The organism is Nitratidesulfovibrio sp., from assembly GCF_040373385.1.
GTDB lineage: Bacteria > Desulfobacterota > Desulfovibrionia > Desulfovibrionales > Desulfovibrionaceae > Cupidesulfovibrio.
Genome location: NZ_JBDXXH010000007.1, coordinates 97176 through 108575, shown reverse-complemented (window position 1 = coordinate 108575; position 11400 = coordinate 97176). Strand labels below are relative to the sequence as shown.

The window sequence follows — 11400 nt, the reverse complement described above, 5'->3', positions numbered from 1 at the left end:
GGCTGTTGCCAAAACAGGAATCCTGGAAACAGCCCCCTGGAAGGCCACATAACGATCTACTTTTTCCTGGAATCGAACCCGAACAGGCGACCGCGCACCACGGCATCGCGGCCATGCCGGTCGCGCAGGGCGTCCAGCGCGGCGTCCAGTTTCTTGCGGCGGTTCTCATCCGGCGGGGGGATGGATGCGGCGGGGAGTGCGGCAGCGGGGGGGGCCTGACCACCCGGCCTGCCCGGTCCGCCCTGCCCGCCCGACACGTCCGATCCACCTGGCCCGTCCTGTTCGTCATGCTCGGCGGATGCCCCCACGGAACGCGCACCGTCCGCACCCCGCTGCCCGGCGTCCCTGCCCCTCTCACGGCCTGCCGTGCTCCGACCAGCCCCGTCCTTGCCGGACGCCTTCCCGCCCTTCCCCCTGCCGGGAATCTCCAGCGGCAGGGGGAGCTGGCGCGGGCCGTGGTGCGCCGGGCCGAAGTTGGACACCCCCACCCCGATCAGCCGTACCTTGTCCGCCAGGGTCAGGGCGTCCAGCAGCCTGCACGCTTCGTCAAAAATGGTCTGCGTCGATGCCGTGGGCTCCGGCAGGCTGTGGCTGCGGGATATGGACCTGAAGTCCGCGTACTTCACCTTCAGCGTGATGGTGCGGCCCGCCAGCCGCTGCCGCCGCAGCGATGCCCCCACCCGCTCGGCCTGCGCCAGCAGCCAGCGCCGCAGCACGTCGCGGTCGGCGGTATCCTCGGCAAAGGTGTTCTCCGCGCTTTCCGATTTGGGCTCGGAATACGGTTCCACCTCGCGCGGGTCCACGCCGCTGGCCCGTTCGTGCAGGTGCACGCCCCCCTTGCCGAAGCGCCGCTCCCAGAATTCGCGCGAATAGCGCAGCACGTCGCCCGCGCTGCGCACGCCCAACTGATCCAGTGCATCCAGCGATCGCTTGCCCACCCCCGGTATACGACCCACGGGCAGGGTGCGCAGGAATTCCGTCACGTCTTCCGGGTACAGGATGAACAGGCCGTTCGGCTTGTTCACGTCCGAGGCGATCTTGGCCAGGAATTTCACCGGGGCCGCGCCCACGGAACAGGTCAGCCCGCCGGTCACGTCCAGCACGCGGGCCTTCACCGCCATGCCCATGTTCTCCACCGGGCCGAACAGCCGCTCCAGCCCCGTGGCGTCCAGATAGGCCTCGTCCACCGAGGCCGGTTCCACCAGCGGCGAAAATTCGCGCAACGCGTCCATGATGCGGTGCGAAAGCTCGGCGTAGCGGCGCATGCGCCCCGGCACCACGATCAGCTGTGGGCACAGCCGCAGCGCCGTGCTCATGGGCAGGGCCGAGCGCACGCCAAAGCGCCGCGCCTCGTACGACGCGGCGGAAACGACCCCCCGGTGCGAGCCGCCCACGGCCACCGGCTTGCCCCGCAGGGAGGGGTCGTCCATCTGCTCCACGGACGCGAAAAAGGCGTCCATGTCGATATGCATGATCCAGCGTTGCGCCATGCCCTGTTCTAGCAGAGGGGGAACGAGGCCGGAAGCGGGGCGCGGTTGTCGGGACCGGCAAGGCCGTGGCGGGGCCAAGGCAGGCACCGTGGCCCGCTTGCACCCCGGTTGCAGACCGGATTGCGGGCGAAGCTTGTGCGGCACCGTGGGACGAACGGTGGACGGGACGGAATGTGGCAGGCAACACGATACCACACGGGCGAGCCCGCAATGGCGTACTGGGGCATGGGCTTGATCCACTCCCGGGAATGTTCCGGAATCGCACGATCATCCAAGACGTCCCACTGCATCGGACATAGGGTTTCTTCCGGCGCGGGCAAGGGGCCCTGCGCCCAGACACGGGAGACAACCGGATGAAAACGGCAGACTGTCTTGGCGAATGCATGGAACACGCGGAAATCGGCTGCCCCGACGGCCACTACGATGCCTGCGGCATGGCATGGAATCCGCATCCGTCCTTCCAGGGCGTGGAAATGAAGCACCTCGTGCGCGGCGCATCCACGGAAGGGCGCCTGTCCTGCCACATGGTGCGGGTGGCGCCGGGATGCACCCTTGAAACACACGTCCACGAGGGACAGTGGGAACTGCACGAGGTCATGCACGGGTCCGGCCGGGCAGAGGTGTCCGGCAAGGGCATGGACTACCGTCCGGGCTCGGTCAACGTCATCCCCATGGGCACGGCGCACCGCGTGCAGGCAGGTGACGACGGCCTGTGGCTGCTGGCCAAGTTCTTTCCGGCGCTGCTGTAACTGGTGGCGCCTGCGGAGGCACATGACGCCGCAACGTCCGCTCATCCGATTTCCGCGCGTACCGGACCTGCCGGACGTGCAGCTTGTGCTGGGCCGGGGCGTGGAGGCACGCTTTCCGGCCCACGCCCATGGCAGCTACTGCGTGGGGCTGGTGGACGCGGGACAACGGGTGCTGCACCTGCCCGACAGGTCGTGTGTCATTCCCGCGCAGGGCCTGTTCGTGATTGCCCCCGGCCAACGCCATGCCTGCGAGGCCACGGGGCCGCACTGTTACCGCGTGCTCAGCCTGCTGCCGGAGCGGATGCATGCCCTCGCCTCGGAATTGACGGGCACGACGAACGCGCACCCTCGCTTTGCGTCCTCCGTGCTGGATGACGCCCCCCTGGCCCGGCAATTCCGCCGCCTGCTGGGCCTGCTCACCCGGCCCGCCTCGACGCTGGAGCGCGAAGAAGACTTGCTGGCCTTTCTCGTCGCACTGTTGCGCCACGCGGACATCGCCCCCCCGGCCCCCCTACCGCCGGAACGCCATGTGCGGACCATGGACCGGGTTGCCGCCCACATCCGCAAGCACCATGCCGATCCGTTGCGGCTGGGTGACCTTGCCGCGCTGGCCGGGCTGTCGCCCTGCCATTTCCAGCGGCTCTTCCAACGGCACACCGGCCTGTCGCCGCACGAGTACCAGCAGGCCGAGCGCATCCGCCATGCGCGCAGCCTGCTGGATGAAGCCCGGCCCCTGCCCGAGGTCGCCCAGGCGGCGGGATTCTGCGACCAGAGCCACCTGAACAGGGTCTTCAAACGACTCATGGGCATTCCCCCGGGGGTGTACGCGGCGGAACGACGCGGCTAGCCCCGCCTTCCCGCCCCGGCATGCCCCCCGGCCCGTGCGCGCCGGGCACGGTGACGGCCCGCCGCGCGGTGTGCTAGACAAGGCGCTATCGCCCCGCAAACGACGGGATTCCCAGTCACCCCCAACCCTCCCGTCACCCATGCCAGCATTCCGCTTCGTCCATGCCGCAGACCTGCACCTTGACGCCGCCTTCGCGGGCGTCTCGCGCGACCTTTCCCCCCGTCTGGCCGACCGGCTGCACCGCGCCACCTTCACCGCGTGGGAGCGGCTGGTGGAACTGTGCCTTGCCGAACGGCCCGACGCCCTGCTCATCGCGGGCGACGTGCACAACCACGAGGACGGCAGCCTGCGCGCCCAGGTGGCCCTGCGCGACGGCTGCACGCGCCTGACGGACGCGGGGGTGCGGGTGTTCATCGCCCACGGCAACCACGACCCGCTCACCTCGCGGGTGCACTCGCTGCACTGGCCGGACGGGGTCACCGTGTTCGGCCCGCAGGTGGAATCCCATCCCCTGACCCGCGACGGACGCGTGGTGGCCGTGGTGCACGGCATCAGCCACGAGACCGACCGCGAGGGCCGCAACCTTGCCAAACGTTTTTCCCGCGCCACCGCGATTCAGGACACGGACGTGCCCCCCGGCGCGCCGCAGATCGGCGTGCTGCACTGCAACGTGGGCGCCACGCCCGGCACGCGCGACGCGGGCCGCTACGCCCCCTGCACCCTGGACGACCTGACTGCCACCGGCCTCGACTACTGGGCGCTGGGGCACATCCACCTGCCGCAGGTGCTGCGCACGCGGCCCCATGTGGTCTACCCCGGCTCCACGCAGGGGCTGCACATCAACGAGGACGGGCCACGCGGCTGCCAACTGGTCACCGTGCACGACGACGGCGAGGTGGAAACGGAATTCCGCCCCCTGGCCCCGGTGCACTGGCAGGTGGTGGAGGTGACCATAGGAACGGATGCAACTGGCGGCGACAACGAGAATGGGGGCAGAAGCCCCGATGACGCTGACACGGCCAACGGTGCGGCCTCGCTGGAAGCCCTGCATGGCCGCATCCTGGAGGCCATGGAACGCGCCGCCGCAGGGGCTGCGACGCCCGATGCGCCCGGCGCCCCCGGCACCCCCGGCGCGCCCGCCTTCCCGGTGGAAGCCGCCCTGTGCCGGGTGATCCTGCACGGTCGCGGTCCGCTGGACCGCCACCTGCGCCGCCCCGGCGCGGTGGAAGGACTGCTGGAAATGCTGCGCGAGGCCGGGGCCTCGCTGGATCCCCTTGTCTGGGTCAAGGACATCGAACTGCGCACCCGGCCCGACGTGGACATGGACGCGCTGCGCCGCCGCGACGACCTGCTGGGCGAAGTGCTGCGCGTGGCCGCCGCCGCGCGGGGCCTGCCGGAACCGCCTGCGGGCGATGGTGCCGCCTGCCCGGCGGGCACCCCCGACGCCGCATCACCCGGCACGCCATCGGACGGCGCGCCATCACCCGAGGCGCCCCCTGATCTTTACCTCCCGGCCGACCCGGTCGCCCTGCGCGCCCTGGCCGCCGCCGTGCTCGCCCCGCTGTACGACGGCCCGCGCGGACGCCGCTTCCTCGGCCCGTCCGACGCCCTGTCGCCCGAAGACCTGGCTGCCCTGCTGGACGACGCCGAACGCATCTGCTGCGACATGCTGGAGGCCGACTGATGTACATCCAGCGCGCGCACATCGACGGCTTCGGCGTTCTGGCGGGCCAGACCATCCAGCAACTGCCGCCGGGGTTGTCCATTTTCCTCGGCAGCAACGAGGCGGGCAAATCCACCTGCCTCGACTTCTTCCGGGCCATGCTGGCGGGCTACCCGCGCAGCCGCGCCGCGCACCGCGTGCCGCTTTCGGGCCGCGCGGCAGAGGCGGGTGGTACGCTTACCCTGCACACCGACCGCTGCGGCGTGGTGCGGCTTACCCGCCGCCCCGGCGCGCACGGCGGCACGCTGACCTTCACCGATGCCCAGGGCACGCCGCTGGACACGGAACTGGCCGCCGCCCTGCTGCACGGGGTGACGCCCGACCTCTACCGCAACATCTACGGGTTCAGCCTATCGGAATTGCAGGAATTTTCCTCTCTCTCGGCGGAAGGCGCGCGCAACGTGCTGCTGGGCGCGGGGGCCGGGCAGGGGCTGCGGCCGCCCAGCCAGCTGCTGGACGACCTTTCGGGCCGCATGGCCGCGCTGTATCTGCCGGAGGGCCGCAAGCCACCACTCAACGACGCGCTGAAGGAACTGGAAACCCTGCGCGCCACCCTGCGCACCCACGAACGGGACACCGCCCGCTACGACGCCCTGTCCGCCGAACTGGACGACCTGTCCGCCCGGCTGGCCGGGGTGCGCGCCGACCGTGCCGGGCGCGAGGCCGAACACCGCGCGCTGGAACGCCGCCTGGGCGTGTGGCGGCAGTGGCAGGAACTGGTGGCCGTGGAAGGGCAACTGGCCCGGCTTGACGTGGTGGTCGAACGCTTTCCGCAGGACGGCAAGGCCCGCTTCGAGCGGGAGCGCGAACGCGCCGCAGAGCGAGGGTTGCGGGCACAGGGGCTGCGTACGCAACTGACAGCGCTGGAGGCAACGCTGGCGCAGCGCACGCCCGACGCCCGGCTGCTGGCCGCCGCGCCGGAGCTGCGCGCCCTGCTGGAACGCAAGGCCAGCTACCGCAACGCCCACGCCGCCCTGCCCGCCCTGCTGGCGGACCTGGAACGCAACCGCGCCGACCGGGAACGGCTGCTGGCCGCCCTTGGCGCGGACTGGACCCCGGAGCGGGTGCGCGGCTTCGACCGTTCGCTGTTCACGCGAGAGGCCATCGCCACGCACGAGGCCGCCATGGATGCCGCCGGGGCCGACCTGCGCCAGGCCCGCGCCGAACGCGATCGCCGTGCCGCAGAGCACGAATCCGCCCGCCACGCGGCGGAACTGGCCCACGCCCAGGCCGACGCGCTGGGCGCGGACGCCGCCGATACCCTCGGCGTGGAACAGGCCGAACGGCTGCGCAGCCTGCGCGCCCAGGCCGGGTCCGCGCTGGCCGAACTGCCGGGGCTGCGCGCCGAACTGGGCGTGCAGGCCGCCGCGCTGGCCCGGTCGCTGACGGACATTTCCCCCGGCTGGACCCCGGAAACCCTGCGCGGCTTCGACACATCGCCCCGCGCCCGCGAGGCATTGGCCGCCCGCGCCCGCACCGCCACCGATGCTGCCGACGCTGCCCGCGAGGCCGCCCGACGGGCCGACGAACTGGCCGCGCAACTGGACGACCTTTCCTCCCGACGCGATCAGGCCATCCTGAGCGCACGGGCCATCACCGCACCCACCCGCGAGGAACTGGACCGCCGGGCAGAGGCCGTGCGCCGCCTGCGCCGGGTGGCAGACGGACTTGCCCTGGAGGCGGAACGCACGACCGAAGCCGCCCGCGCGGAGCGGGACCACGCGGCCAACGCGCCCGTGGTTCGCAAATCGGTGGTGCTGCTCGCCCTTGGCGGCGCGCTGCTGGCGGCGGGCGCGGTGTCCGCCGGGCTGCTGCTGGCGGCGCTGCGGGGCGCGCTGGACATTTCCGCCGCGTCTTCACTGGCCTGGCTGTCCGGGCTGGCCCCCTTCGCGGCCATGGGCCTTGCCCCCGTGTACCTGTGCGGGGTGGCCGCGCTGTGCGGCCTTGCCCTGCTGGCAACGGGCTGGCCCCGGCGCGATGCGGCGGAACAGGCCGCCCATGCGGCCCGTGCCGCCCAGCTTGCCGCACGGCACCGGGAACTGGCCGAACGCCATGACGCGTTGCGCACAGACGCGGCGCGCCTGCTGCGCGAGGCGGGAATATCCGATGCAGACGCTGCCATCAGCGGTTCTGCCCTTGCCGACCACGTGGACGTGACCGAACGCGCGCTGGAACGCGCCCGCGACGAGCGCGCCCGGCGTGACCGGGCCGATGCGGAAGCCGCAGCCCGCGAAACCGACTGCGCCACCCTGCGCGCCCGGCACCTGCAGGCCCTGCACGCCCGCGAGGCGGCGGAAGCGGCCCTGCACCAGGCCCGCGCGGACTGGACCGCGCACTGCGCCCGGTTTGGCCTGCCGGAATCCTTCGTCCCGGAAGCGGCCCTCGGCCTGTTCGACCGGGTGGAGGCCTGCACGGCCCGTGCGGCGCAGGCCGATGCGCTGACCGCCCGCGTTGCGGCCCTGACGGGACAGATCGCAACACTCGCCGATGCCGCCCGCCACGTGCCCGGCCTGGCCCCGCTGTGCCCCGACGAAATGGACGGGCCGAATGGGCCAAACGGGCCGAACGGGGCGGGAATGACCGACGAGGCCGCCGCCGCCCTGCTGGCCGGTGTGGACCGCATGCTGACCGACCTGCGCACCGCCGAGGCCCGGCGGCAGGAACGGGAACGGGCCATGGCGGAACTGGCCGCCCGGCGCGAACGGGAACAGCAGGCCCTGACCGCCGTGCAGGAAGCCGACGCGGCGCTGCACGCCGCAACGGCCACGACAGGCGCAGCCACGGACGCATGGCGCGGCTGGCTGGCGGAACGCGGCCTGTCCCCGGATTTGACTCCGGCCACCGCCCGCGACGCCCTTGCAGTCATGGACGAATGGCTGCGCCTGGACAACGAGGCCGCCGGGCTTGCCGCCCGCCGCGCCGCGCTGGACGCGGAGCTGGCCGCGCTTAAAACCCCGCTGGTCCGCATGGCCGCAGACTGCGCCAATGCCCTGCCCGATGCCGCCCTAGGGGATGATCCAGTGACAACGCTGGACGCGCTGGCCACCGCCGCCGAAGCCGCCGTAACCATGGCCGCCGAACGGGACAGGCTGGCCGCCCGGCACGCGGAACTGCGGACCGAACTGCACGACGCGGAAGCCGCCCACGCCGCCGCCATGGCCGCCGTGGCCGAACTGCTGGCCGCTGGCGACGCGACGGACGAGGAAGACTTCCTGCGCCGCGCCGCGTCCTTTGCAGAGCGGCAGGAACTGCTGCGCCGCAAGGGCGACCTGACAGACCATCTGGCCGCCGCCCTGCCGGACATTGCAACCTCTGCCACGGGCAGCTTGCCGGACGGCGCATCCACCAGCCTGCAACCAGACCCGCTGGCCGCGTTGCGCGCCGAACTGGCCACCGCCGACCGCGAGGCCATGCAGGCCCGCTGCGACGAACTGGCCACGGAGCTGACCGCCCTGGCCACGCAGGAGGCGGAACTGGTGGACAAGGCGGCCGCGCTGCGCGTGCAGCGCGAGCAGGTCGCCTCTGCCGACGACGTGGCCGCCCTGCGCAGGCAGGAGGCCGCCCTGCTGGAGTCTGCCCGCCAGATGGCCCTGGAATGGAGCCGCAACGCCCTGGCCCGCCACCTCATCGAAACGGCGCGGCGGCGCTTCGAGCGGGAGCGCCAGCCCCACGTGATCCGCGAGGCGGCGGCCATCTTCCGGACCATCACCGGGGGGCGCTGGCAGTCCATTGCCGCATCGCTGGAAGACGGCGTGCCCCGCGCCGTGCCCGCCGACGGCGAACCGGTGCCGCACGAGCACCTCAGCCGGGGCACCCGCGAGCAGCTGTACCTGGCCCTGCGGCTGGGCTACGTGCGCACCCACGCCCTGCACGCCGAACCGCTGCCCCTGATCATGGACGACATCCTGGTCAACTTCGACCCGGAGCGCGCGGCCCGCACCGCCGCCGCCCTTGCGGACCTGTGCGGGGAACGCGCCGGACGCGACGGCGCCGCCGCTGCCGCGTCAAGCGACACCCCGAACCATGGCCCGGCCGATGCCGCCCCCCTCGCCAGCGGCACGCCGCATCAGATCCTGTTCTTTACCTGCCACCCGCACACCGTGGACATGCTGCGCACGGCGGCGCCGGATGCCACCCTGTTCACCGTGGAACGCGGCACCATAACCCCAGCCTGAGGCACCGGCGCGGCAAGGTGCCGCGCCGTTTCACAGCCCTGCGCAGCAGCACTTCGCAAGCCCGGCGGACGCCCCCCCACGGGTTGACGCCGCCCAGATACCCTGCCATAGCATGGGGAATATTCCCCATACACATATGGGGGATACCCCCCCCAATACCCCCCGGAGTCATTGCCCGCTTTCCCCCCTGCGCCGCACCGCCACCACAGGAGGCCCGCCGCATGACCAGATCATCCCGCGCCGCCAATCCCCCCCACTCCGACCAATCCGGACAATCCGGCCACTCCGCCCGCTTCGCCCACTCCGGCGAACGGGCCGCAACCTGCCGCGCGCCCGTGCCCGCCGACGGTGTCGGGGTGCGCAACGTGGTGATCATGGGTGCCGCCGGGCGAGACTTTCACAACTTCAACGTGCTGCTGCGCAACGACCCCGCCGTGCACGTGGTGGCCTTCACCGCCGCCCAGATTCCGAATATCGACGGGCGCTGCTACCCGGCGGCCCTGGCCGGGCCGCGCTACCCGGACGGGGTGCCCATCCTGGCCGAACGAGAGCTGACGGCCTTGTGCCGCGACAACCACGTGCACGAGGTGATCTTTTCATACAGCGACATGTCGCACACCGCCGTCATGCACGCCGCCTCGCAGGCGCTGGCCGCCGGGGCAGACTTTCGCCTGCTGTCGCCCGCCGCCACCATGCTGCGTGCGGACAAGCCCGTGGTGGCCGTCACCGCCGTGCGCACCGGCTGCGGCAAGTCGCCGGTCACCCGGCACCTGTGCGCGGCCTTCCTTGCGCGGGGCATCCGCCCTGTCGTGGTGCGCCACCCCATGCCCTACGGCGACCTGGAACGGCAGGCGGTGCAGCGCTTTGCCAGCCACGCGGACATGGACGCCGCCGACTGCACGGTGGAAGAGCGCGAGGAATACGAGCATCTGGTGGACGCGGGCATCACCGTGTTCGCCGGGGTGGACTACGCGCGCATCCTTGCGGCAGCGCAGGCCGAGGCCGACGTGCTGCTGTGGGACGGCGGCAACAACGACACCCCCTTCTTTCGCCCCGACGTGCATCTGACCGTGCTGGACCCGCTGCGCGCCGGGCACGAACTGACCTACCACCCCGGCGAGACCAACCTGCGCATGTGCCACGTGGCCGTGATCAACAAGGTGGCAACGGCCACGCCGGAACAGGTGGCCACGGTGCGCGCCAACATCGCCGCCGCCAATCCCCGCGCGCGGGTACTGCTGGCCGATTCCGTGGTGGAGGTGGACGACCCCGGCACCATCCGCCGGGCGTGGGTGCTGCTGGTGGAAGACGGCCCCACCCTGACGCACGGCGGCCTGCCCTTCGGTGCGGCCCAGGCGGCGGCGCACATGCACCGCGCGGGGCGCATCGCCGATCCGCGCCCGTACGCGCAGGGAACGCTGAAGGAGGTCTTCCGCACCTACCCGCACCTGGGCAAGGCCTTGCCCGCCATGGGCTATTCGCGCAGGCAACTGGACGACCTGGAGGCCACCATCAACGCCACCCCGTGCGACCTCGTGCTGCTGGGCACGCCGGTGCGGCTTGACCGGCTGATCCGCATCGACCGGCCATGGCTGCGGGTGCGCTACACCTATCGTGACCGGCCTGACCCGGAGACCAGGGCCGGACTGGCGGACACCGTGCTGGAACTGCTGGACGCGCGGCCCTGAGGCATTGACGAAACGGGGCACCCTACGGACGCCCCGCCCTGAGTGATTGCGCACCTTCCACCCGTCAGAGCCTGTCGGGCCGGATGGACCCGTACCGATTCCCGTCGGTGCTCAGTGCGCATCACCGGCCATCACCGGCCAGCACTGCCCTTGCGAATCCGGGCCGAGCCAGGCGGGTTCGAGCCAAGCCAGGCGGGTACGGGCTGGTGCGGACAGCCACGGGATCGTCACCCCGCCGCCACGCGGCCGTAGCATCCGCTGCCTAGATATGGGACAAGCCCCACCAGCATTCAGCCTGATGGGCGGGGGTTCCCATGTCCGGCTTCCCTGTCGGTTTCCTGTCCGCCGTGCTCTCCGGTTTGCTGTCCGGCCTTGCCACGCGGATCGCCGGGGCCGCACCTGACGCGACGGCCAACGGCCCCGCCGCCGGTGCCGCCGCCGTGGAGCATCTGCTGCGTCCGTTGGTGCACATGCTGTCCACCGACGCGCCTTCCGTTCCGGCCACGCTGTGGCTGCTCGCCGCGTGCCTGATGGCGGCTGCCGCATGGATCATGGCGGACGGCTTGCACCAACGGCACCAGGGCTCGCCCACGCAGGGCCGCCCTCCTTGCCGCTCGTCCTCCCCCCGCACTCCAGTCCCCGCGCAGCCCCAACGCCTGCACCCATCCCGGTCCACCCGCCCGGCCTGACACCGGCCCGCGCCCGCTCCGCCCCCCGCCGCCACGCAG

The 11400-nt window shown here is 72.0% G+C and carries 7 protein-coding genes; 6 read left to right on the top strand and 1 reads right to left on the bottom strand.

The genetic code is table 11. From position 1 onward, the window contains the following. Positions 1–56: 56 nt before the first annotated feature. Positions 57–1490, bottom strand: a complete 1434-nt coding sequence (gene dinB, locus ABWO17_RS12730; RefSeq protein ID WP_353119102.1) for a DNA polymerase IV — start codon at positions 1488–1490, stop codon at positions 57–59. Positions 1491–1843: 353 nt separating this feature from the next. On the opposite strand from dinB, the gene ABWO17_RS12725 reads away from it, so the two are divergent. The 6 genes from ABWO17_RS12725 to ABWO17_RS12700 all read left to right on the top strand — a co-directional run bounded on the left by ABWO17_RS12725 (position 1844) and on the right by ABWO17_RS12700 (position 11361). Beyond that, the gene (locus tag ABWO17_RS12725; RefSeq protein ID WP_353119100.1) at positions 1844–2239 is read left to right on the top strand and encodes a cupin domain-containing protein; all 396 of its coding nucleotides are present in this window, start codon (positions 1844–1846) and stop codon (positions 2237–2239) included. 22 nt (positions 2240–2261) lie between these two features. Continuing rightward, complete coding sequence (locus tag ABWO17_RS12720) at positions 2262–3086, top strand: AraC family transcriptional regulator (protein ID WP_353119098.1); 825 nt, start codon at positions 2262–2264, stop codon at positions 3084–3086. A 139-nt stretch (positions 3087–3225) separates the two neighbouring features. Beyond that, complete coding sequence (locus ABWO17_RS12715; RefSeq protein WP_353119096.1) at positions 3226–4770, top strand: metallophosphoesterase; 1545 nt, start codon at positions 3226–3228, stop codon at positions 4768–4770. Further along, positions 4770–8984 carry an AAA family ATPase gene (locus tag ABWO17_RS12710; RefSeq protein WP_353119094.1) on the top strand — a complete coding sequence of 1405 codons (4215 nt, stop codon included), beginning with the start codon at positions 4770–4772 and terminating at the stop codon, positions 8982–8984. The genes ABWO17_RS12715 and ABWO17_RS12710 overlap by 1 nt, the downstream gene beginning before the upstream one ends. A 221-nt stretch (positions 8985–9205) precedes the next feature. Next, positions 9206–10672: a cyclic 2,3-diphosphoglycerate synthase gene (locus tag ABWO17_RS12705; protein WP_353119092.1), complete on the top strand. Its 1467-nt coding sequence runs from the start codon at positions 9206–9208 to the stop codon at positions 10670–10672. Positions 10673–10986: 314 nt separating this feature from the next. Then, positions 10987–11361 (top strand): hypothetical protein, encoded by a 375-nt coding sequence (locus ABWO17_RS12700; protein WP_353119090.1) that lies wholly within the window; start codon positions 10987–10989, stop codon positions 11359–11361. Positions 11362–11400: the final 39 nt, after the last annotated feature.

Coding starts and splice junctions, on each gene's coding strand:
- dinB (WP_353119102.1), bottom strand. CDS start 1,490: ATGGCGCAACGCTGGATCATGCATATCGACATGGACGCCTTTTTCGCG.
- ABWO17_RS12725 (WP_353119100.1), top strand. CDS start 1,844: ATGAAAACGGCAGACTGTCTTGGCGAATGCATGGAACACGCGGAAATC.
- ABWO17_RS12720 (WP_353119098.1), top strand. CDS start 2,262: ATGACGCCGCAACGTCCGCTCATCCGATTTCCGCGCGTACCGGACCTG.
- ABWO17_RS12715 (WP_353119096.1), top strand. CDS start 3,226: ATGCCAGCATTCCGCTTCGTCCATGCCGCAGACCTGCACCTTGACGCC.
- ABWO17_RS12710 (WP_353119094.1), top strand. CDS start 4,770: ATGTACATCCAGCGCGCGCACATCGACGGCTTCGGCGTTCTGGCGGGC.
- ABWO17_RS12705 (WP_353119092.1), top strand. CDS start 9,206: ATGACCAGATCATCCCGCGCCGCCAATCCCCCCCACTCCGACCAATCC.
- ABWO17_RS12700 (WP_353119090.1), top strand. CDS start 10,987: ATGTCCGGCTTCCCTGTCGGTTTCCTGTCCGCCGTGCTCTCCGGTTTG.